Source organism: Mesorhizobium sp. M0678 (assembly GCF_040320505.1).
GTDB lineage: Bacteria > Pseudomonadota > Alphaproteobacteria > Rhizobiales > Rhizobiaceae > Mesorhizobium.
The window spans coordinates 1-22,561 of record NZ_JAMYPT010000040.1; the positions used below are offsets into that span (position 1 = coordinate 1).

Below are 22,561 nucleotides of genomic sequence, written 5' to 3' on the forward strand. Positions count from 1 at the left end.
GCCGGCCGCCGAAAAATGGACACCCTTCCGCAACAGCCTGAGCGGCGAAACTGGGGAATTTTACTTCGGCACTTTTGGGGAAAATTCGAGCGGCATTGACAGTTGCTGGTCGCGATCCCTGGGGTCTCACGATCGACATCTCGCCACGCGTCCACATGGGTGGTGCGCTCCTGGTAGGCGGCATCGCGGCGACGCACTACACCGGTATGCCCGCATTCGAGACCGCTGGCTGCTCGTTTGGGATGTGCCGCTCGTGGCCGCCTCGCTCATTCTTACTTACCAGGCTTGTCAGGCGGTGGCGAACGGGGATCTGGATATTTCCTCCCCTCCCCTACGCTAACCTTCAGATCTGCGTTGCCGCGATGCTCACATGGCGCGTCAAAAACATTGCTCGGGAATAATAGATATGGTCCAGCCTCATCCTGTCGCGCTTATTAGCCGTTCCGGGGTGCAATGAGCGTCGAAAGGTGGACGTTCGTGGAGGCCGAGTGTGTTCCCTAGCCACGAAGGCGTTGCAGCACACGCTACTACCGGGTCCCTTCTGCGATCTTTGAACGCGGCTGAACCTCGCTCGTCATCAGCAATACGCCAAGTTCTTCAGCTGATCGCGCGACGACAGCAGCGCCGGCTGAGAGCAATCGTTGACCGTGGTCCTCGAAACAGTGGCCGCCCGCCGTGAAACCGATCACTGTCATCCCAGCGGCCACACCGGCTCCGACGCCGGCAATGCTGTCCTCCACCACGACGCAGCGCGCCGGCTCAGTGTCCATTTGAGCCGCAGCGAACAGGAACAGGTCCGGTGCAGGCTTGCCCGCCTTTACCATGACGGAGCTGAACACGTACGGATGGAAGTGCGGCCAAAGCTCCGTCAGTTCAAGCCCCAGTCGCAGCTTGTCGGGGCCGCTGCTTGAGGCGACGCAGCGAGGTAACGACAACTGATGCAGGAGCCGGTCAATACCACTGATGGCTTGCAGTTCCGTCCGGTAGCTTTCCTTGATCCGGGATTGCACGATGGTGTCGAAGTCGCTGGGGAGAGGGCGGCCCCAGTCTTCTTCGATCATCTTCCGCATGGTGGCTGAGGACAGGCCGGTAAAGCGCAGAACCACATCAGAATACGACGTGGGATAGCCGATGCGGGTAAGTTCCTCGGCATCAATGCGACTTGCCAGCGTCTCGCTGTCGATCAGAACGCCGTCGCAATCGAAGATGACCAGTTCATAAGGGTTCTGTTGTTTCATTGCACGTCCTTCGGAACCGGGCCCGCAACGGAGACCTCAACCACATGTCGGTCGTTGACTTCGAAACGGTGGACAAGGACGCTATCATCGTCGATCAGTGCGACGTCGAAAGCCGGGGCGTCCTCGACAAAATCCGCATCCCTGCGCGCTAAGTGTGGTATGATCTGATGTGCAACCCCACGGCTTGCGCTGAACGGAATGCCGCTCCAGGTGCCGCTGACATCGACGTGCACATGACCATGGAAGACGTGCCGCACATTGCCGGCCCCCACCATCGCCCGCATAGTCTGGCGCCAGTTCTCCGTATTCCAAGGCTCAAAGTGCGGCAGGCCGATCGGCTGTAGCGGATGATGGGCGAAGAGGTACGCCGGCGCCTGCGGCCTCTCGGTGAGCCGCTCTAACAGCCATTCCAGTCGTCCCTCGTTCAGCGCGCCATGCCCAAGACCCTCCACCAGGGTGTCGAGGAAGATGAGGCGCCCGACCGAGGTGTCATGGACTGACTGGACAAAACCGTTCCTATCGCGCGGCTCGCCGGGGAAAGCGCGTAAGAAGTTTTGACGACTGTCGTGGTTGCCGAGCAGAAGCCGGATGGGCACGCGCATCTCCTGAAGCAATTCGCGTAACAGTTCGTAGGAAGCGAAGTCTCCCTCGTCGGTGAGGTCGCCGGTCAGCACGCAAAGCTCGGCATCGGCGTGATCGCGGTTGATGCGCTCGATGGTCTTGCGCATTCGCTCGGCCGGATCGAAGCCAAAGAGCATAGCGCCGGCCGGCACAAGGTGGAGATCAGTCAAGTGGATCAGTTTCATTGGTAAATCCGCGAAAAAGGGAGAGACGCCGCACGGCGTGCAGCGTCCCGGACGAGACGATCAGTTGGTTTTCGGCAGGAGTGCGCGAACCTGGGACGCCATGTCTGCGAGGGCGGCCTCCGGTTCCTTGGATCCAAGCGCGATGGCCGTCATTTCGTCGCGTAGGACCTCGCCGATCTGAACACCGTTGTCACCGGGCCAAGAGAACCACGGGCGGGCGCGGGGCGTCTGGAGCACGCTGGTGTACCAATTCGGATGCTTGTCGTAGAACGCGCCGAGATGATCCTTGTCGAGGGCAAGCGTGTTCGTCGGCATATATCCGGTATTAGGTACGACAATGCTCTGGCCTTCAGGACCAGTCGCGAACTTGACGTACTCCCAGGCGGCGGCGCGCTTGGCGGGATCGTCGGTGAGGATTACTGCGACCATGCCGCCCGTCGGCATCGTCGCATCTTCAACGCCTAGCGGCTGCTTGGCGGTGCGGAGCTTGAACCGGTCTCCAACATCAGCTTCAAAGCCACTCACACTGCCGGCAGAGGCGAATAAGAAACCAAGTTTGCCGGAAGTGAAGAGCTGCTGGGCAGCGCGCGAGTCGATCGTCGGCTGAGCACCAGCGGTATGGAATCTCTTGAACAGCTTGACTGCGGCCTGGCCGGCAGGACCGTCAAAAGCGATGTCGCTTTGCTTGTCGTTCATCATCCGTCCGCCGAAGCTGCGCACCAGGTTCTGCGTGGTCCAGTCGTCCGAGCCAAGTTGGTAATACATACCGGACGTTCCATTGCCGAGCGCTCCAATTTTGCCGGCAAGTTCGACGAAGCTATCCCAGTCGCCTGGGATCTTGTCAGGATCGCCACCCGCCTTCTTCACGAGATCGGCATTGTAGTAAACAACCGGCGTCGACATGGCGAACGGAAGACCGTAGAGATGGCCGTCGATTGTTGCGAGAGAAAGGACCTGATCCGTGTAGCCTTTCTCGGCTAGGTGATCCGCGGCAGCGAGATCGTCGATGGGCTTCACGAGCCCACGCGCCACGAGCGGACGCAACACATTGAAGCCGACGTAGTGGACGTCCGGCAACTCGCCCGCCATGCTCTGGCGGATCAACGTTTGGACAGCCTCATCATAACTCGGCGCGGCGACGCGGAAGTTGATCTTGATGTCCGGGTGGTCCTTCATGAAGCGATCGGCAATCGGCTTATGGATTACTTCGTGTTCGGGCCAGGCGTAATAGACATCGAGTTTTGTGTCGGCTTGCGCCGGCATGGCTGCCAGCGCGGCAGTGATGCCGGCGGCGAGGATCATTGCAAGGGTTTTCACATTGCTCTCCTGAGGTTCGAGATGAGGTTTGGAAACGGAGCTAGTGTCGGCCAAGCACCAGGCCCCGGATGAAGTGTTTCTGCATGAGAAGGAAAAGAGCGACTAAGGGCGCGGTCACGAGAACGCCCCCGGCCATAAGCGCACCGACATTTCCGGCGCCTTCGCCCGCCTGCCGGAAATAGGCAATTCCAAGGGAAGGCGTCATCATGTCGGGAGTGGTGATCACCACCAGTGGCCAATAGAGATCGTTCCAATGGGCCACGACAGAGAAGATCGAGAAGGAAGCGACGGCCGGCCATGCTGCAGGCAGCATGATCCGCCGGGCGATCGAGAGCTCGCTGAAACCGTCCAGCCGCGCCGCGTCGAGCACCTCGTCGGGAAAGGTCACGAAGAACTGCCGGAACAGGAAGATGGCAAATACCGAAATGATCCAGGGCAGAACCAGCGCGGCATAGCTGTCGAGCAGCCCGGATTTCGCCAGCGCTATGTAGATCGGGATCGTTGGTATCTGCACCGGCACCAGAAGACCGAGAAGGACGGCCGCAAGCAGAATTGGGCGGCCGGGGAAGGATAGCTTGGCCATCGCATAGCCACACGGGATGGCGATCGCGACCTGCAACACAAGAATTGTCAGGCACACGACAAAGCCATTTCCCATGAACCGAAGAAGCGGAATTGCCGAAAGCGCGGTGCTGTAATTGTCAATCGCGCCGTTAAGGGTCGGGGTTGGCAGCAGGCTGCCGTCGAAAATCTCGCTCTGTGGAGTCATAGAGGCAAGGATCATCCACACAAAAGGGAAGACCATTATGATCGCGCCGGTCACAAGCACGGCATGCAAGGCAATGCGGGATGCGGAAGATTGCGCCAGGATCATCATCATCGACCTCCACTTGCTTTCCAGCGCGCCCGGCGCTCGGAGACGTGCATCTGGACGAGCGACAGGAAAGTCACGAAGACGAAGAAAGACACGGAGATCGCTGACGCATACCCCACCCGGAAAAAGCGGAAGCCCTCTTCATAGAATGTGTAGAGAATGACGGAGGTGGACTTCATCGGGCCGCCCTGTGTGAGGACTGCAACCGTTTCGAAGACCGAAAAGGCGCGGATGATTGTCATTACGGTGACGAACAGCGTCACCGGCGCCAGCATCGGCCAAGTCACCAGCAGGAAGCGCTTCAGCCCCGTGTCCGCTCCGTCGATCGCCGCGGCTTCGTAGAGCTCCTCCGGAATGGTTGAAAGACCGGCCACGAAAAGTATCATGTTGAAGCCGACCAGCTGCCAGACGCCGATCGCCGAGAGCGCATACATGGCCGTCGAGGGATCGGACAGGAAGCTGACCGGCGATGCGCCCAAAAGCTGCAGCAATGAGTTGGCGAAGCCGAGACTTGGATGCAGGATCGCTTCCCACGCGGTTGCGAGAGCGACCAGGGTCGCGGCCACCGGTAGGAAGTAGGCGGTGCGATAGACGATGGCAAATCGTGACCGCGCGATCAAGAGAGCAACCAGCAGGCCCCACCCGATTGATGTCGGCACGACCACAACCACATAGAGCGCGGTGTTGCGCAGGCTCTGAGCAAAGCCTGGGTCCGTCAGCATGCGCGTATAGTTCGCAAGCCCGATGAACCGGACACCGGCCAAACCAAGCGAAGCATCTGTAAAAGACAGAAAGAAAACTAGAACGGTGGGCCCGATGACAAGAGCGGCAAGCAGCAGCGTCGCGGGTGTGGCCAGGATCATTCCGGCTTGTGCCTGGGCGCGAGCAGGGCGGTAGCCGCCTGAAATGTTCTGAGCCAAGCGACCGATCGGATTGTCGTCGACCACGGCCATATCAGGCTACCCTGCTGTGATCGCGACTCTGGCGCGAGCCGTCCCAAGGAAAGAACCATGCCTTTTCCGAGTCGATGGTCAGTCCCAAGTTGTCGCCGCCACGCAGTGATTGTGCTCGCTCGGCCGAAATCCGGGCGACGAACTCAGCGCCTGCCCCGGCATGGACAAAGACGTGAGCGTCCATCCCTGCATGCTCGATGCGCGTGACGCAAACCGGCAGGGCGCCCGGTCGGTCCCTGTCGACGAGGGATGCATGCTCCGGCCGAAAGGCCAGCGTTCCGGCCTGTCCGGATCCGAGCGCATCGCGAATGATGATCCTACTGCTGTCGATGATGAGCGCGCCGCCGACAGGGGCGGCCACCTCGACCTCGTTCAGGAATGGCTGGGCCAGGAACCGGGCAACATCGAGATCGACGGGTTCGCGATAAAGATCGGCAGGGGCTGCAACTTGGCGCAGCTCGCCGCCAAAAATGACGGCGACACGGTCGGAAAGTGCGGCCGCCTCGGCCTGGTCATGGGTAACGAAGATAGTCGTCGTTTGCATTTCCTTGTGGAGCCGCGCGATTTCGCCACGCGTATGAATGCGCAACGCTGCGTCCAGATTTGCCAAGGGTTCATCCATCAGGAAGATCTTCGGCTTGCGCACCATAGCGCGTCCCAAAGCCACGCGCTGGCGCTGTCCACCCGAAAGCTCCGCCGGCCGGCGGTCGAGCAGCGCATCGAGCTTGAGCAGCGCCGATGTTTGACGGACCCGCTCCTCGATCGAGCGATTGCGTTGGCCGGCCCCTGGCAGCAGGCCGCCAATCACCGGAAGCCGTTCCAAGCTGGTCAGCTCGCGCATGACCAGCGGGGCTGCGATGTTGTCGTACACACTTAGATGCGGATAAAGGGCGTAGCTCTGGAACACGAAGGCCAGGTCGCGGTCCTTCGGCGCCACGGTATCCAGCGCCTTGCCCCCTGCACGCACGTGGCCCTGATCCGCCCGCTCCAGCCCTGCTATTATGCGAAGAAGCGTGGACTTGCCGCAGCCGGAGGGCCCAAGCAGTGTCACAAATTCCCCGGCAGCGATCCTTAGACAGACGCCGCGAAGCACATCAGTCGCGCCATACCGCTTGCCGACATTGTCAATGTGGAGATCCAACGCAGCCATTCCGAGTTCCCTTTCGGTTGGCGACAGGGCTTAATGGAGCTTTATTTCATTTTCATGACAATACGGAGTTTAATTTCATTTCGCAACCGATTTCTCCATCGCCTTTCCCAGTGCCAGCATCAGGCTTTCGATCACGAAGATCTTGCCGATCATCGGGGTCAGCGTGCCGCCGATCGGATGGTCGTCAAGGCCGGAGGCCTGCAAGATGAAGTCCGCCGACTTGCCGAGCGGGCTACGGGCGCGGTTGGTGATGGCGACGGTCAGTGCCCCTGCGGAGCGGGCGCCCTTGAGGAACTGAACCGTATCAACGGTGAGGCCGGATATCGAAAGGCCGATCGCCACGCATCCGGGACTGAGTCCGTTGGCGACTTCGTGAGCCATGTTGGAGTTTCTGAACGCCAGCGCCGTAAGCCCAACTCGCAAGAGCCGATAGGCGAGCAGTTCTCCCGTCACGCCCGACATTCCTGCTCCGTAAAGATCTATCCTTCTGCTCGCCGCAATCACTTCTGCGAGCTTCTCGAGGGCCTCGAGATCGGCATTGCTGTGTGCGATCCCTAGATTCCGAGCCATCGTGTCGTGCAAGGTTTGCAGGGCGGCGTTGGGCTGCTGCGCGGCGGTGGATGGAGGCCTGGGGCGGCCAATCTCTGCCGCCAGCGCCAGCTTGAAATCGCGAAAGCCGGAAAAGCCGATCTGGCGGCAAAGCCTCAAAATGCTGGCTTCCCCACTACCCGCGAATTCGCCTAGTTCCCCGACCGAGTGGTGCAACACTTTCTCAGGATTTTCCAGGATGTATTTGGCGATCCGAGCGAGCGCATTCGGCAGATGATCGATGTCTTCCTGCAAGCCAGATAAGATGCTCTCGCGCTCTGCCGCTGTCGCGGCGGGTGAGTTAATGCTCATCGTCATGATACCCATACCTTATGAAGCCGCAGAAAAGAGAGCCAGATGCCATCGACCCGTCCGACGATTGGCTTCCGAAGCGCGCGCGACCAGGGGCCGACTTCGAGATTGGGAGAACAGGACTAGCCAGTGCTCGCCCGACTGGGAAGACTAGTAGTCCTCAATTCTGTTCGGGCCGGATCCACTTCTGAGCATCATAGCGGAAAAGCTGCGCCCTAAAAGGTCGCATTTCAAGCCCCTCTGATGGGCGCTATCCCAGAGATCATAGTGCTCATTGGGGTCTTCTTTATGATCGAACAACTCTCCTATTCCAACATCATGATATACATTTAGCTTATAGCGTCCATCATAGTACATTGATGCGCGTGACCCCCGGCTCCCGTGGAATCGGAGAGAATTGTGATACTCGCTGACCACGTACGGCTTGTGGTATTCCAATGAGGTGTTGCCAAGCAGCATCTGGTCGAGTGACAGCCCCTGCATAGCGCTGGGGATCTCAAGACCCGACAACGAGAGCAATGTGGGCGCAATATCAACCAGCTCGACGAGTGCATTCGACACCGATCCTTGGGCTGAGCTGCCGGGCACGGAAATCATAAGCGGGACATGCACCAGACCCTCATAGAAACGGCAGCCTTTGTAGAGCAGGCCGTGGTCACCCATCATGTCACCATGATCGCTCATGAAGACAATGATGGTGCGATCCAGCTGGCCGGTTTCCGTCAAAGCGTCCAGTACCCGGCCGACTAGATCGTCGACTTGAGCCACCTCCGCATGATATGCCGCTCTCATCTCCCAAATGTCGAAGTTCGTGGGTGGCGCTTCATGCGTGGGCCCGGCGATCTCGTCATTGTGCGCCTGACCGACGGCTGCTGCGGCCTGCCACGGATCCACCGCGAATTTTGCCTGCTGATCGACTCGTTCAAATTTCTTCTGATGCTCGAGATCGATCGGCCTGAAGACAGGATCAGGCATATCACTTGGGTTGAAACGCCTGAGGTAGTCAGGCGGGGGATTGAGAGGCGGATGAGGTGCGTCGATATTAATGCCTAAATACCAATTACGACCAGAATGCATCTTGATGAAACGCTCTGCCCGATCGCCTGCCCAACGCGCCTGCCGATATTCTGCGGCCGGTCCCGGGCCATAATGTTGGTCAAGATACGGTTTGAAGTAGGCTACGGGATCGACCCCTTTTGACCACATCCACGCATGATAGTCATGGTTGCCTGACCACTCCGGAAATGGCTCAGGGCTCCAGTAGAACTCGGCAAATCCATCGTCGGGGCGCTTTTCTATCATGCCACGAGTGGCAGATAGGTGCAGCTTCCCTATGTGCCCCGGGTAGTATCCGGCATTCGCCATCAGTTTTGGGAGCAAAACGAGATGCGAAGGAAACGTGCCGGCGCCGTTTTGATGCACTTGGTGTGCGATCGGATACAACCCCGTCAGAAAGCTCGTTCGGCTCGGCGTGCAGATCGGGCTTTGACAATACGCACGAGCGAATGCTGTACCCCTCGCGGCCAGACGGTCGATATTGGGAGTTTGCGTGCCCTTGAACCCGAGACACCGCAGCGTGTCCCAACGTTGTTGATCACTGCAAATCCAGACAATATTAAAGTTGCCCAACTCTGATCCTCAAACGCAATAGAGGTCTAATTCGTTCGCCACCGGCGCGTCAATCGCGCCGGTGGCCGGGTGCGTGAAGACTACTTCAAATATCCAGCCCGTTTTAAGATATCCACGGCCTCAGTCTGAGCATCATCCAAGGCGGCCTGGGCACTTTTGCTGCCAACAACCGCCTCCTGCAGGGCTCGACCGAGGCGGTCGCCGATCTCCTTGAATTCAGGGATTCGAGGATAATACCACTCCGGCGCGACCCGAAGAGTTTCAGCATATGTTGCCGCGAACGACCCGTGGCCATAATTGTAGTCGTGCTTGGCAAGTATCTCCGGATCGTTCCACAGGGACGATCTCGTGATCGCGACAAAGGTGCTATCGAGTGAAATGCGTTTCATCACATCTTTACTTGTCGCCCACTGAAGGAATGCGGCTGCGGCTGCCTTGTTTTCTGATGCCGCCGGGATGACATAGGCCTGTCCCGCAAATGGCGGGAACCTCCCACTTACTCCGCCGGGCGGCAAAGCGAATCCAAGCTTACCTACGACTTTCGACAGCTTGGGGTCGAGAATGCGGCCGGCAGTAGGAGCGCCTTCCACCGTCATTGCAATGCGGCCCTGCTGCATCGCAATGACGACGTCGTCAAACGTTGCTGAGGTGCTGCCAGGCACGGTGAACCTGGTCATCACGTCTGTGTACCATTTCAGCGCCTCCACAGCGGCGGGTGTATTGACCGTGGGCGTCAGATCCGCCGGTTCGTGCGCGAAATATTTGCCGCCGAAAGCATACAGGACCTGGCCCCAAAACCAGATATTCTCACCGGTGTCGGGTTGCCCTCTTAGTGCGGTGCACTGAATATCAGCCTTTTTCAACAGCTCGCAGTCATCGCGGAATTCCTCCCACGTTTGTGGTGGCTGTTTGATACCGGCCTTCTCCAATAAGTCGGGACGATAGTAAAGGAGCTGCGTCGCCGCGAAATGCGGCAATGCCAGTTGTTTGCCGTCCTTATTGTACAGGCGAAGCACGGGAGCGATGAAATCCTGTACATCGGCACTCTTCATGTCGATGTAGTTGTCGAGCGGCTCCAGGATATCGCCAGATGCGTATCGCCCGAACTCCTCGCTCCCTAAGTAGACCACGTCGTAGCTGTTTGAACGTGTCAAGAGCTCGACCGACACCTTCTGAACGGTCGGCGCATAACCGAAGAGATCGAACTGCACTTCAGCGCCGGTCTTCTCTGTGAACTCGTGCGCAAATTTTTTGAGCTCAAGATCGTATGCTGAGTTTGTCGATAGGATCTTTATCTTTACGCCGTCGTACCGCTGCTGAGCCGATGCTCCCCCGCCAATGGCAACACCTAATGCGACAGCAAGAATTCCGATGTACCTCATTGCTTCTCTCCTTGAGCTAACGTTTCACCCTTTCACGGAACCGGTCGTTGTTGAGCCGGCGACGTACTTCTTTACGAACGGCACGAAAACCACGATCGGAACCAGCATAAGCACGCAGGCGGCTGCCGCTTTGCCCCAATCAGTTCCCTCAAACGGCATGAAATTCAGAATTGCGACGGCTGCAGTTTTTGCGTTATCGCGTGTTAGCGTCAGCGCGAAAAGAAACTCGTTCCAAGAACCAATAAAGACTAATATAGCCGTTGCTAAGATGCCGGACCTGGAAATAGGTATCGAGATAAGTGTCATCACCTGCAGCGTTGACGCGCCATCTATGGTAGCGGCCTCTTCGATTTCACGAGGAACTTGGTCAAAAAACGCCGATAAATACCAAATCGCGAGCGGGATAGCGAACGTGGTGTTGACGATGATCAGCGCAATCTTCGTGTCGACCAAATCTACTTGGCGGAAAAAGAGAAAATAGGGGATGATGTAAATCATCGCTGGCGCAGCCCGGAGCGCCAATACCAACGTCAACAGCCTGCGCATGGAAGTCTTCGGCAGATGGGAGATGCCAAATGCCGCCGGGACCGAAAGCGCCATGGTCACTACAATGGTGCTGCATGAGACCACAATTGAATTGATGAGCGCCGAAGAAAAGTCCTTGTCGGCGATTATCGCGGTATAGTGCTGAATGGACGGCTCTCCCACGATCACCGGCGGCCATTGAAACATCTCTGTCGGCTCTTTGAGAGATGTCGAAAGTGTCCACAGGATTGGAGAGAATAGGAATAGCGCGAATGCAGCACAGATGACATATCCGTAGATGTATCGTCCAAGGTCTCGATGCATGATCAGCCCCCGACTCGGCCAGCCGAGATTCGGCGAACAAACCAAAAGCAAGCCCCGACGATTGTGGCTGTGAACGCCACGAGAATTGAGGCGGCATAATCGAGGTCAAGATATGTAAATGCGCTCAGGAAAGCGTAGAAGTTAAGGGGCTCCGTCGCCCCTGCAGGCCCGCCTCCAGTCAGCACGAAAATCACCGGGAAAATGCCGAGGACCTCCAAGGCTTGAAATACTGCAACGGCTCCCATTGCAGGTAAGACAAGCGGTATGGAGATATGCCGTTGGGCCTGAGCCCAGCTTGCACCGTCGAGGCTGGCCGCCTCATAAATCTCGTCGGGGATTGAATCCAGGGAGGAAAGAAGCAGCAAAGCAACTATAGGAACCCCAAACCAAACCGACACGATGATCACGGTAGCAAGCGCTGAGGCCTTGCCTCCCAGCAAGTCGGCGTCGAAATTGTGTCCGAAGAAGCTTGCGAAATAAGACAGGCCGCCCACACCAGGAATGACAAACAATTTCCACACAATTCCGCCTACCGCTGGCGGTACTACGGAGGGAAGCAGGGAAGCTGCTCGCATCCACCGTGTACCGATGAGCTTCTCCTTCAAAGCTAATGCCAGCGCCAACCCACACAGGAGTTGAAGCGCGACGGGCATAACGACTAGGGCAAAAGTCACGAAAGCAGCGTTGATAAATCGGCCGTCGGACAAGAAGCGTGTGTAATTGTAAATGCCGATGAAGGTCGTCTTTCCGGGGAAGGCGATGTTGAAATCCACGAATGAGAGCGCAACGACAGCCGCAATCGGGACGAACGTCGCAAGGCATAGGAACCCGATCGCGGGGGTAACCAGCGCCCAGGACACATTAAGCCGGGAATATGCCATGGGTCCGTTCCTCCTTGATGTCTATGCCCATGTTGAAAGCCTGGCCTGGCTGGCATTGGCGAGCTGAATGGGACCGAGTGCGTCAAAAGTCCGGCTAGGAAGGAGGTCCGGAACGTTGTTATGTCCGGACGTGCGAGCTCAGATCTGCGTTTCCGTTTCGTCCATCGCAACCTTTGTGTCCGTTTGGCTATAACGGAACGGGACATCCGTAAGTCCGGCCGCGTCGGACAGCTCGGCCGCCAGCAGCTGGGCGGGCAGAATGTCTACGATGGCCCGGGCAACACGGTTCTGCAGTGGAGGCACTTTCACAACTGTCAGGGTTTTGTGGTCGTGAGGCAATTCGCTCGCGGTTACTAGAAGAACTGCACAGCCGATTTCGGCTAACTCCTGCGCCAACCGCACTTCGCGACCATCGCCGAATATCAATATCCCAGTCGCCTGATCCATAGATTCCATCGGACCATGCAAGTAGTGCAGCGTGTCGCTGGCGCCTGCCGGAACCCTGACAGCCTCACGAATAAGCAAACAAGCTTCGCCCGCTGTACCAAAGGCGGATATTGCGCCAACGCAGTCGATGGCTCGCTGGTCACGGAAAATTTCGCCAGCACGAGCCATCTTCTTCGCCGAGGTCTTCAGGACCTCGCTTGCGATGTGGGGAATGTCGTTCCAATTAAAGCTCTCTCCACCGCCAAGAGCATCAACCAGCAGCCCGCCTGCCAAAAGCGACCCTGTGAAGCCGGTACTTGATGGCAGCGAATCCAGCCCGGACTCATACCGAATTGCCGTTGAAGCGGCGCGCGATAGCGGGTCATTGCCTTCATTCGTGATTGCAAGGGACGGCAACTGACTGTGCACGTTAAGCGCAGCAATGGGCTCGACGCTCCTTCCTCCGACAGAAAGCACGATAATGGAATCGCCAGGATCTCCCGGCTCAACGAGATCGACAGCGCGCCAGGTATTTGCCCGCCTACCGCGACGCTGAAGTTCGCCGGTCACCACCGCCGCAGCTTCGTAACTCGCGCCTATCCCTGTAACGACCAAAGTTCCGTTTTTGAATTGGGAAAGATCAAGTTTCCGAAGCTGCGGTCGGACAACTTCCAACGCATGGCGAAACTGATCAGGCTGACGGGCAATCGCCGATCTGTAAGTCATTGAACATCCTTGTGTTGAGGCATGATTGGACCTTCAGTGCTGGCGCCACCCGTGCGAAGTTGCTGCGCCATGACGCAGGCTCCCAAGACCGGCGGCCTGTTAAGGAAAGTGACGGCTAGGGTGGCCCCGAAGCGGCTGGCAATTTCGTGAGAAAATGCGTTGGCTAAAAGGGGTTGAGCAAGAATGACCCCACCGCCCACCACAACATGTTTGTCGTGCACGCCGCCTAACATCAGATGGTGGACCAACTGAGTCAGGGCCGCTGCGCCCTCGTCAATAACGCGTTTAGCCAAGGACGAACCTTCATTGGCGGCGTAGAAGATAACGGGTGCGTATCGCCCCAGAGCCGAGGCGCTGCCTTCCTTCGCAATCGCGGTGCCGATGTTCGTGGGGCTATTCAGTCCGAATGCCTCACAAAGCGCTTCGACAAGCGGCTCTGACCTCGCCCCTCCCAGGTCAATATGCAATCGCACTGCTCGGCCGGCCTCGCGTACTAAACCTGGAGCGCTCCCTTCGTCTCCGATTGCCCAGCCCCAACCGCCTGCGACATGCATCTTGCCTTTCTGGTCCCGAGCGACGGCGATTGAGCCAGTGCCCGCGACGACACCAATTCCGCTGGAAAGCCCCATGGCGAGGGGAAAAAGTTCTGCATCATTGACGACCCTTAAGGGGCAGGCAAAATGATTGGAAAGTGGCTGTTGGAGGACGGCGCACTCTTCCTCATCATCGCATCCATGAGAGCCAATCGCGATGCTGTTGGGCGTGGCGCCAGCAGCAAATCTGCGAATTAGCGCGATAAGTCCAGGGATATCGTGGTCATAGGCGCCAGAACGCCATTCACTGGTTCGCACGACCAAGTCGCGGGCCATACCCTGGTCCAGGCAAGTCCTCAAATGCGTTTTGGTGCCACCGATATCGACACCAATTGTTATAGAACCCATCTCTTCACTCTGTTCGCATTAGCATGTAGCGGCCGCGGTTCCAGTCTATTTCTAGAGGAATATCACTATTTTCTCATTCACAAAAGATGGTTTTTTTCATCATCTCGAGTTATCTTGCCGTCGACGAAGGGATGTCGGATGTCAGGTGCAAAAAGGGAGGCAGGCGCTAGAGCCCTAACGAAAATTATGTTCACTGCTTGGCAATGTGCTGAAAAGTTCCTATTGCTCTCGCTGCCCGCGTCAAATCAAACCCAGAGGAGCTGGAGCCCCGTGATCTCAAGGGAATCGTTTTAATGCAGGAAAACATTTTAGCGCGATTGCGATCGTCTCAGCCGAGCCTCAGTCCGGCACTCCTTCGCATCAGTGAGTACGTCCTCAAGGATCCCGCGAAGGTCGTGCACCAGACCATCACGGAGGTCGCTGACGGATCTGGATCGAGCGAAGCGAGCGTTTTGCGGTTCTGCAGAGACATCAAATTTTCGAGCTTTCAGCGTTTCAAACTGGCATTGGGAATCGAACTCTCAACTAACCAGACAATCAGACATGCCAGCCCGTCCGGTGACATCATCGACGATACGCTGTCCATGGCCGTCACGGCACTCAGTCAGACAAAGGACCTGTTGAACCAGGCCGCTCTCGAATTGGCGGTAAAACATATCATACGAGCGAAAAGTATCGATCTCTACGGTTTGGGCGGCTCTGCGAATGTGGCCCGATATGCGCATTACTTGTTTATTAGATCTGGACTGATGTCGCGCGTGCTGGACGACCCGCATCTCGCCGTCATGAGTGCGGTGAATCTCGGACCCAAGCACGTGGCACTGGCAATTTCGGAATCTGGCTCGAGCAAGGATACCATCAACTCACTCATGGCAGCCAAGGCTGCTGGCGCGTTCACCATAGCAATCACATGTCACATACGCAGTCCAATCGCTGCCAAGGCGGACGCTGTGCTGGCAGCATCCTCGACGGACACCCCCATCATGCGAGGAGCATTCTCCCGGGTCGCTGGACAATATTTGATTATCGACATCCTCGCCAACATGATCGCTAAAGATGGCAGCAAGTTCCAGGCGGCTATGCAGCGAACCGCAGAAGCCACCATAGATAAAAGCTTTTAACCGAAACGTTCGCGCAGGTAGTCGTTAAGGAAACGACCGTCGGGATCAAAGAGAGCCCTTTGGGAAACAAAATCCCGGTACCTTGGGTACAAGCCTTCGATCTCCGGCCGCCCCAGACTGTGAAGTTTGCCCCAGTGCGGACGACCGTTCGCTGAGGAAAAGATCGTCTCGCAATCACGGATGAAATCCCAGTAGTCCTCTCCTGCTGCGCCGGACACGGATATCATCGCAGTCTTTCGCTCAAAGTATGGACTCAGCCAAATAGCGTCAGCCGCTACGGTTCTATACTCCACCGGGAATATCTGCGACGGATACTTTGTCTTTATGAGCTTCCGGATTTCGCGGAATACCGACGGACCGTCCCCGTAGGGCACCGCGTACTCGCATTCATTATGGTTCGGCATCGGAATTGAACCCGGAAATATCCGGTAGCTCGGCCCTATTCTCTCGCCGACCCGATCTTCGACAGACTCCGGCGATTGAGCCGTGACGTTCAGCGTCCTCAGTTCGCAGACATCGGATTTGCTGCGAGTACGTCCCATGCCAAACGTGTTGGGCAGGCTGTATAACGAGGCCGAGTGTTCGGTCGGGCACCAGAAAACGCGGAGACTCCTATTTTTTTGGCATAGCTGATCCAGGTGATCCATGCATTCTTCGAAATCCTCACGCCATATTTTGTCATGAAGATCAAAAGCGGGAACAAGCTTCATCGTGACGGAAAGTACCACGCCGAACATTCCGATGGAGACTTTTGCAGCGTTGAGGGCATCCGGGTTTTGTGAGGCATCGACATTGACGATCGATCCGTCGCCAGTCGCTATCCGCATTCCAACTATCGGCCCTGCTAAGCATTTTAAACTATCTCCGCTGCCATGCGTACCCGTCGATACGGCCCCGCTTATGGTTTGCAGATCGATATCACCCTGATTCGGCAACGCCCAACCTGCAGAGCGCAGTTCAGAGCCGACGTCACAAATCCGCGTTCCGCCGCGAAGCGTCACCTTGCCGTTGGCGTGGTCGATGTTTTCGATCCCGGATAGGCGCTCCGCGGAGATCAGAACGCCGTCCGTGGGGACAATTGGCGTATAAGAGTGCCCCGTACCCACGACGCGGACGCGCAGGTTGTTCAAGGCTGCTGCCTTGATCGTACAGCAGACGTCATCGTCCGAACTTGGCATCGCGAAATGCTTTACCCGACAAACCTGATTGCTCACCCAGTTCCGCCAAATCAAGCTCGGGCCGAGTGTCGGCGAACTTGTTTCTGAAGAATGCAATGGAGTTCTCCTGCTATGTGTTCTCAGGCATTTGGCGGTAGCGACCATAGGTATGATGGATACCATCATCGCGATGTATATAAAAGACGATTTTTTTCATTCTTGATCGAATGCACCGAGGCGGAAATCCGACTCTCGTGCGGGTCACCAATCGAAAACCGTCTTGAACGGTTTCCAGGCCTCATCGGAGCCGGGCTCTGCTCATCTCAAGCCTTGATGGCTCCCGAACTCAGGCCCGGAAACTAGAGCCCGCCGCAAAAGACCGTGCCGCTACCAACCCGAAATTGTTGCCGGTATCCCCTGCCATCAAAGGGTACGCACCCGCCTTTCGGTACTGGCGCGATGGAGCCATCCTGATGTAGAGATAAAAACATCCTCTATCACCTGGGCGAAGTGGCTGGCTTTCCATTGGTTGTAGTCAAGAGGTTCCATGCGTCGCGAATCCGGCACGTACGTTGAGAGCGCGAAGAATTGTCCGAAGGCAGATGGTTGGAGGTGCATTCTCGGCTCGTCGATAGCATGGAACCTCTGGGACAGCAGACTGCTCGCATTATGCGCGGAGGCGCGCGGCATTAAGGCCGATGAAGCCGTCCTGAATGAGAAGGCGCTCGCTCGCAGACACGCCCATAACTTCGAGGCTATCAGCAGCACGGAAGGGTGGGGCTTGCGGACACCGATGTTATCGGAGGAGAAGAGCCGTGAGCCTACAAGCCCCAATGTCAGCGGCTCTCATGCGGTGGATGAGTCGAAACTGATGTACTCGATACGACACAAAGGGAATGGGTAAGCCAGTGGAGCAGTTCAATTGAGCAGGTGTCGCCAACAGTCATCGAGGGGCCAGCTGGATCTCAACCTCGACTGTTTCCATTAAGTGTTCCGGCCAGCTTACACGCCATGACGCTTAGTATAGGCGGTTGTTGATCGTTTCGCTCAATTCCGGAGAGCGTTGCCTGATTCCTCCCGGATGTACCGGGACACCTTCTGCGGCGAGTTTTGTCGAACACCTCGGATGCTATGATTTTCGTCTCCGCAAGGGTGCCCGTCAAAATCGAAGATGATCAGTCCAGGCCGAGGCCGATCGGAGGTCGTGATTGAGGATGCGACCGTCATTTCGGGTCACCCGGACGAATAACGGGCAACAAATCAAGTCCCTCGTGACGATGGACGACGACATCCGTTCCGTCCAACATGATGACGTCGTATGAGGGTGCAGCCGCGACGAATATGGGCTTGCCATATTGTTCCCAGTCCAGAACGATATGCTGCGCCGTGCCACGGCTGGCAGTGAAGGAGATTCCTGACAGACTGCCTGCTGCAGCGACATGCCGATGACCAAAGAGCATGTGGCGGACCGATGCGTTTTTCTTAACAATGGAAAAGAACCGCTCGGTCTCCTTCATGTCGCATGTCCTAAAGCAGGGCACATGCAAGTCCGATGGTGAATGGTGCATAGCAACCACGACTGGTCGGCCGGCGCCACGGACAAGCTGCTCTTGGAGCCATTCAAACCGGCCACCGTCGAGACAACCGCCAGGACTAATGTCGTCCTTCGTGTCGAGCAAGACGACGAGCCACTCGTGCAGGTCTACAGCCGCCTGAACGAAGCCTTCTCCGCCGAAGACGCCTCGAAACGCGGTGCGGTTGTCATGGTTGCCGATGGTCAGATAGACGGGGAGCCGGACGTCGGACAAAATCTCGCGCAAGAGCACGTAGGCGGCCGGATCCCCGGTGTCAGCAAGGTCTCCGGTAATAAGGATGAGTTTCGCATCTGCGTGTACGCGCGAGACGTGGTCCAAGGTGTCGCATAATCTCTGCGCCGGATCGATGCCGTAAAGCATCTTGCCAGGTGCGACAAAATGGGGGTCTGTTATATGAATGATTTTTTGCATTGCTCCACACTTACATAAGCCCGACTCCGGAAGGAAATGGGGCAAGAAGCAGGTCTTAGGTTGGACCAGTAAATGACCATTCGTTATGGGGACCATTTATCGGCCACAAAAGCGACGATTTCAGCGGCGCTGACATGGACCGGGCGCCGCAATATGTTGCCTCGAGGCCCATTATGCGACCGCCTTCGTCGCTTCGTACACAGGCACCTCAAAATTTGTGCCATTTCCGCCCGTTCAGAGTGGACGGCTGCGTACCGCTTGCAATCGTTTCGGCCGGGCCGGTAGATGATGCCAATAAAGGTCTTGCGGCAGGGTGCCGCAAGGTCGCGACGAATGAAACGCCGGCCCAGTTCAACCCGCGCGACGTCCTTCAAAGCTGGGGGGATCGATCTTCACTAAGCGGTCTGCGGCCTCGACCGCAGTTTCGTATCCTGCTGCACAGCGCGAGATTTTCGGCCGGCATTTCTTCAGTGCGTTGAAGCGCGACCTCGGTCCGGTGGATGCGCTGCCTGGCATTGGCAACTTCCGATCTCAAAAGATCGGCCGCCATCCCGTGCAGCAAGTCAGAGACGGCCGTCAGGCTGCTTTCTTCGGTGAGCGCGTGGTTCGCCGCGGCCCTCAGCCAGGACACACAGGACCAACCGTGCATGCTCAGCGCCATGATTGTCGATCAGCCGGCGGATGGAGCCGACGGCGCGCGTCTGGCCTTCTTACGGATAGCGGCCCTTGGGGACGATCTCTACGTCGAATTCGCCACAGAGCGCGTCAACTCGCGGGTCGACGTAGAGTGCAGATCCGCGGCTCCAGCCTTCTCGCGCAAGCATTCGGCGTCTCCGCACGATCGACGCACGATGTTTGCACAAATGTAATGGCGGCTGCAAGAGTGATGCACGATGGACAGTGGTGGGGCACGCGTTGACGAGATGTCAAGCATTCAGGATTTTCGCTTCCTTGGCGGCGTTGAGAAATGCCACGCGCGCTACCTCCGGTGCGCTGCCGCCGCCGAACACCTTCATGCACGCCATGCGAGCCTGGATGCGGCGCCCGGTTTCTCCAATGGGCCAGCGGTAAAGCAGCATTTCGGCGGCTTCGCGGGTGCTCGAAACACTGACTTTGCCCGAGGACAGCAAAACGGTCACGGGCTCTTCGAACGTGCCGACGTCTCGTTCGCTGGTCATAAACAGGTCTCCTTCCGCAACCCCCACAAGAGCTTACGGTCGAAACCTCCATTCCGTTGCGTCACGTTTGTCCCGGTGGGCGAACATTCTGTGAGGATGGGACCTCGTCCAGAGCGCGGGCTTGATCGCTCTGACTAGACTCGCCAACGCGTTGCGGTCCTCAAATTAGCGAGAACCGTCCTTATCGCTACCGGCCACTTGCCGGCGCAGGCATCCGCAGACGGAAGTCAATACTCATTTCTGAGGATGGAAATCTCGCGTGCAGATCGGCGAAGCTGGGCCAGAGGAGTGATCGTCATGACCGTTGCCCATGGCCTCGCCAGCGACCCCAGCGGAATGTGGCGGGTCGTCTTCTTGCCTGAAGAGCTGCATCTCTATGTGGAGTTCAATCGGCCAGGCGCCGGCACAAATCCCGTCGACTGGATGAGCCTCGACGACTTCCTTGCACGGCGCCCAAAAGATGCTCTCCACCAGCGGGCGCGCGACAGACTGGTCTCGCTTATTTGCAAGGCGCTTGGGGCCTGTCCCGGCTGACGCCCAACCGTTCTATCGACTTGGGAAATAGCCTATGCTTCTATCCAAAAGCGCTATGGGCAGGGGAGAATGATCGCGGTTTTGGCCGCAGCTCTGGTGATTGCCGGTTGCCAGAACAGCGGGTACTTGCTCAAAACATACAGCGCTTCTGTCGCACCCAAGCACGTCGTCCAGACCGCTGGCGGCTCATTCTGGGTCTTCGATCGTCCGGACCTTGGCAAGATCATGACAACGCCGTCGCCAGGGACAATCGCCGCGCCGGCGATCATCAGCGGAGCAACGGTCGGTCTGGTAAAGCTCGATCCAGTCGTTGCGGCGCACCAGGCTGTCGCCCTGCAGTACCTCGCTCAAACTGGCCGGACCTGCGAGATCAAAACCAGCGTCGAGATTTGGCGCCCGGAGTTTGAACACACCTACGTTTGCTAAAACTGAGGGTCGGGAGTCGCGAGCGCAAGAGCGAACCGTTGCTGCCTTGCGCATCGCCCTCTAGGCCGCCGGCGTCGAGTTCATCCCGGAGAACGGCGGCGGCGCCGGCGTGAGGCTCCGCAAACCTTAGCACTACTTTGGCAGATTTTTAGCTCCGGGAGCGTTTCGAGGATTCCCAAGAGCCGTTTTGCGTGATTCATGAGAGGTCGGCTTTTGGAGGGGCCCGCCATGAACAGGGATTGGCAACTCGATCTGGAGCGGTGGCTTGAGCCGTTCGTCTCGGCGTTGAGGCACAAGACGCGTGCGCGGATGTGTCCGGCCTATATTGCTGGGCTGATTGGCCTTGGGGATCGCAAGAGCGTCCAACCGATGGCGGCGCGCGACGCAGGCGTCAACTATGACCAGCTGCACCACTTCATCGCGAGCGGCGTGTGGGATGCTGCGCCGCTGGAGAAGGTGCTGCTCGCGGAGGCCGACAAACAAGTTGGCGGGAACGATGCGTGGCTGATCGTGGACGACACCGCGCTCCCCAAGAAGGGGCGCCACTCGGTCGGCGTCGCGCCGCAATATGCCTCGGCGCTTGGCAAGAACGCCAACTGCCAGACGCTGGTGTCGCCGACGCTGGCCTCTGGCGAAGTGCCGGTCATGGTGGGGCTGCGATTGTTTCTGCCCGAGAGCTGGACTTCCGATCCCGCCCGGCTCGACCGTGCCGGTGTGCCCGAGGACCATCGTGCCTACAGGACCAAGCCCGAAATCGCGCTGGCCGAGATCGACCGGGCTCGCGCAGCCGGCTTACGCTTTGGCTGCGTGCTCGCCGATGCCGGATATGGCTTGAGCGCCCCCTTCCGGCAGCCGCTCACCGAGCGCGGCCTTACCTGGGCCGTCGGTATCCCGTTCAAGCAGAAGGTCTATGCCGCCGACGTGGCGATGATCTTCCCCGTTGCCGGACACGGCCGCCCGCGCCGCCGGCATATCCCCGATGTGAAGTCGATGACCGCGCAGGCGATGCTGGAAAAAGCCCAATGGCGGACGGTCAGTTGGCGGCGTGGCACCAAAGGCCGCCTCTCGGCCCGCTTCGCCGCTGTCCGTGTCCGGGTTGCAGATGGCCCACCCCAGCGCATCCGCGACATGGGCGCTCAGCATCTGCCTGGCGAGGAGGTCTGGGTGATCGGCGAGCACCGCTCGACCGGCGAGCGCAAATACTACCTCTCCAACTTGCCCGCCGACACCTCGCTCAAGCAGATCGCAGGCGCCATCAAGGCGCGCTGGGTCTGCGAACAGGCGCATCAGCCACTGCGCAGCCACACACCTGCTTTTCGCCATCGGACGAAGCGGTTGCAACCGGTGGTGCGCGGGCCATAGCGCTGAGGCAGGTCACGCCATGGGGCACCGGAGCGCAGCACCCAGAAGATGCCGTTCAGCACGCGCCGATCATTAACACGCGGCACACCTCTTGGTTTGTTGGGTAGCAGCGGCTCGATCACCATTCAAGTTCTGTCAGACCATATCGGCTCATGGTAAGCCCTGAATCAGAATCCGGCCCGATGTGGAGTGTCAGTAGGACGTTTCGTTCGTCACCTGTCACCTTATCGAGCAGTGAAGGAAATGCATCGCACATTGCGCGGCGAACGTGCTCCGCAGTGATTTCCGGCAGAAGCTCTTGGTTGCGGTCGGGCCGAGCAAGGGGCGAGCTTCTTGCCGGGCCTGCGCCAACACCAGAGCGAGTTCGGGGCCGAGACAAGCTGTAGAACCTCGCCTGCTTGGAATGCTTCCCCTGCCAACACAAAAACTCATTGCCCGACCGCCTGTGCCGATGATCTCCGGGGATACGCCACGACGCCTGCTTGATTTATGCGGGAGTCTCCCGACTACGTTGCTGGATGGGTAGCACGCCACAACTTGAAACGGTTTTGATCGAGATGATTGTCCAAGCTGCAGATTTTCCAACGGCCAGCTTCGATTCCGTGACCTGCCACCGAATTTTCATCCAGCCGCAATTAGAGCCTCGGCGGGTTGTACGCCGTATGGCGCGGGTTGAGCAACGGGCGATCGGCGGAGCTGGTCGGG

The 22,561-nt window shown here is 58.0% G+C and carries 20 protein-coding genes and 3 pseudogenes; 4 read left to right on the forward strand and 19 right to left on the reverse strand.

Going from position 1 to position 22,561, the window contains the following annotated elements; all coding sequences use genetic code 11:
• Nucleotides 1–527: 527 nt before the first annotated feature.
• The 13 genes from NKI29_RS31675 to NKI29_RS31735 all read right to left on the reverse strand — a co-directional run bounded on the left by NKI29_RS31675 (nt 528) and on the right by NKI29_RS31735 (nt 14,000).
• Nucleotides 528–1,238 carry an HAD-IA family hydrolase gene (locus tag NKI29_RS31675; RefSeq protein ID WP_352579681.1) on the reverse strand — a complete coding sequence of 237 codons (711 nt, stop codon included), beginning with the start codon at nt 1,236–1,238 and terminating at the stop codon, nt 528–530.
• Entirely contained in the window at nt 1,235–2,044 is an 810-nt protein-coding gene (locus NKI29_RS31680) for a phosphodiesterase (RefSeq protein ID WP_352579680.1), read from the reverse strand. Before NKI29_RS31680 ends, NKI29_RS31675 begins: the two co-directional genes overlap by 4 nt.
• 60 nt (nt 2,045–2,104) lie before the next feature.
• The gene (locus NKI29_RS31685) at nt 2,105–3,361 is read right to left on the reverse strand and encodes an ABC transporter substrate-binding protein (protein ID WP_352642660.1); all 1,257 of its coding nucleotides are present in this window, start codon (nt 3,359–3,361) and stop codon (nt 2,105–2,107) included.
• A gap of 40 nt (nt 3,362–3,401) precedes the next feature.
• On the reverse strand, nt 3,402–4,235 hold the full coding sequence (locus NKI29_RS31690; protein WP_352579683.1) for a carbohydrate ABC transporter permease: 834 nt from the start codon (nt 4,233–4,235) through the stop codon (nt 3,402–3,404).
• Nucleotides 4,236–4,237: 2 nt separating this feature from the next.
• The gene (locus tag NKI29_RS31695) at nt 4,238–5,188 is read right to left on the reverse strand and encodes a carbohydrate ABC transporter permease (RefSeq protein WP_352579678.1); all 951 of its coding nucleotides are present in this window, start codon (nt 5,186–5,188) and stop codon (nt 4,238–4,240) included.
• 1 nt (nt 5,189) lies between these two features.
• Complete coding sequence (locus NKI29_RS31700; RefSeq protein WP_352693667.1) at nt 5,190–6,338, reverse strand: ABC transporter ATP-binding protein; 1,149 nt, start codon at nt 6,336–6,338, stop codon at nt 5,190–5,192.
• A 75-nt stretch (nt 6,339–6,413) separates the two neighbouring features.
• Nucleotides 6,414–7,244 (reverse strand): MurR/RpiR family transcriptional regulator, encoded by an 831-nt coding sequence (locus NKI29_RS31705; RefSeq protein ID WP_352798484.1) that lies wholly within the window; start codon nt 7,242–7,244, stop codon nt 6,414–6,416.
• Nucleotides 7,245–7,388: 144 nt separating this feature from the next.
• Entirely contained in the window at nt 7,389–8,867 is a 1,479-nt protein-coding gene (locus NKI29_RS31710) for a sulfatase family protein (RefSeq protein WP_352579675.1), read from the reverse strand.
• 80 nt (nt 8,868–8,947) lie between these two features.
• Nucleotides 8,948–10,249 carry an ABC transporter substrate-binding protein gene (locus NKI29_RS31715; RefSeq protein ID WP_352530977.1) on the reverse strand — a complete coding sequence of 434 codons (1,302 nt, stop codon included), beginning with the start codon at nt 10,247–10,249 and terminating at the stop codon, nt 8,948–8,950.
• Between the two features lie 24 nt (nt 10,250–10,273).
• Nucleotides 10,274–11,098, reverse strand: a complete 825-nt coding sequence (locus tag NKI29_RS31720; RefSeq protein ID WP_352798486.1) for a carbohydrate ABC transporter permease — start codon at nt 11,096–11,098, stop codon at nt 10,274–10,276.
• Nucleotides 11,099–11,100: 2 nt separating this feature from the next.
• Nucleotides 11,101–11,979: a carbohydrate ABC transporter permease gene (locus tag NKI29_RS31725; protein WP_352693673.1), complete on the reverse strand. Its 879-nt coding sequence runs from the start codon at nt 11,977–11,979 to the stop codon at nt 11,101–11,103.
• 138 nt (nt 11,980–12,117) lie between these two features.
• Complete coding sequence (locus tag NKI29_RS31730; RefSeq protein WP_352625349.1) at nt 12,118–13,131, reverse strand: SIS domain-containing protein; 1,014 nt, start codon at nt 13,129–13,131, stop codon at nt 12,118–12,120.
• Nucleotides 13,128–14,000 (reverse strand): N-acetylglucosamine kinase, encoded by an 873-nt coding sequence (locus NKI29_RS31735; protein ID WP_352798488.1) that lies wholly within the window; start codon nt 13,998–14,000, stop codon nt 13,128–13,130. Before NKI29_RS31735 ends, NKI29_RS31730 begins: the two co-directional genes overlap by 4 nt.
• 365 nt (nt 14,001–14,365) lie before the next feature.
• On the opposite strand from NKI29_RS31735, the gene NKI29_RS31740 reads away from it, so the two are divergent.
• On the forward strand, nt 14,366–15,193 hold the full coding sequence (locus tag NKI29_RS31740; protein ID WP_352642649.1) for a MurR/RpiR family transcriptional regulator: 828 nt from the start codon (nt 14,366–14,368) through the stop codon (nt 15,191–15,193).
• On the opposite strand, the gene NKI29_RS31745 is transcribed toward NKI29_RS31740, so the two are convergent.
• From NKI29_RS31745 to NKI29_RS31760, 4 genes are all read right to left on the reverse strand, one after another.
• On the reverse strand, nt 15,190–16,407 hold the full coding sequence (locus NKI29_RS31745; RefSeq protein WP_352642647.1) for a D-arabinono-1,4-lactone oxidase: 1,218 nt from the start codon (nt 16,405–16,407) through the stop codon (nt 15,190–15,192). The genes NKI29_RS31740 and NKI29_RS31745 overlap by 4 nt on opposite strands.
• Nucleotides 16,408–17,573: 1,166 nt before the next feature.
• Nucleotides 17,574–18,356, reverse strand: a complete 783-nt coding sequence (locus tag NKI29_RS31750; protein WP_352642645.1) for a metallophosphoesterase — start codon at nt 18,354–18,356, stop codon at nt 17,574–17,576.
• A 370-nt stretch (nt 18,357–18,726) separates the two neighbouring features.
• The gene (locus NKI29_RS31755; RefSeq protein WP_352798490.1) at nt 18,727–19,017 is read right to left on the reverse strand and encodes a hypothetical protein; all 291 of its coding nucleotides are present in this window, start codon (nt 19,015–19,017) and stop codon (nt 18,727–18,729) included.
• Nucleotides 19,018–19,282: 265 nt separating this feature from the next.
• Entirely contained in the window at nt 19,283–19,534 is a 252-nt protein-coding gene (locus tag NKI29_RS31760) for a DUF982 domain-containing protein (RefSeq protein WP_352798492.1), read from the reverse strand.
• 297 nt (nt 19,535–19,831) lie between these two features.
• Here NKI29_RS31760 and NKI29_RS31765 point away from each other — a divergent pair, with 297 nt between their 5' ends.
• From NKI29_RS31765 to NKI29_RS31775, 3 genes and pseudogenes are all read left to right on the forward strand, one after another.
• Nucleotides 19,832–20,068: a hypothetical protein gene (locus NKI29_RS31765; RefSeq protein WP_352642641.1), complete on the forward strand. Its 237-nt coding sequence runs from the start codon at nt 19,832–19,834 to the stop codon at nt 20,066–20,068.
• A 69-nt stretch (nt 20,069–20,137) separates the two neighbouring features.
• On the forward strand, nt 20,138–20,494 hold the full coding sequence (locus NKI29_RS31770; RefSeq protein ID WP_352642639.1) for a hypothetical protein: 357 nt from the start codon (nt 20,138–20,140) through the stop codon (nt 20,492–20,494).
• Between the two features lie 191 nt (nt 20,495–20,685).
• Nucleotides 20,686–21,793 (forward strand): annotated as a pseudogene (locus NKI29_RS31775) (IS701 family transposase); the annotation flags it as partial.
• On the opposite strand, the pseudogene NKI29_RS31780 reads toward NKI29_RS31775, so the two are convergent.
• Both NKI29_RS31780 and NKI29_RS31785 read right to left on the reverse strand, forming a co-directional pair.
• Nucleotides 21,790–22,010, reverse strand: a pseudogene (locus tag NKI29_RS31780) (transposase); the annotation flags it as partial. The pseudogenes NKI29_RS31775 and NKI29_RS31780 sit on opposite strands and share 4 nt — an antisense overlap.
• A gap of 33 nt (nt 22,011–22,043) precedes the next feature.
• A pseudogene (locus NKI29_RS31785) lies at nt 22,044–22,225 on the reverse strand (aminoglycoside adenylyltransferase domain-containing protein); the annotation flags it as partial.
• Nucleotides 22,226–22,561 lie beyond the last annotated feature (336 nt).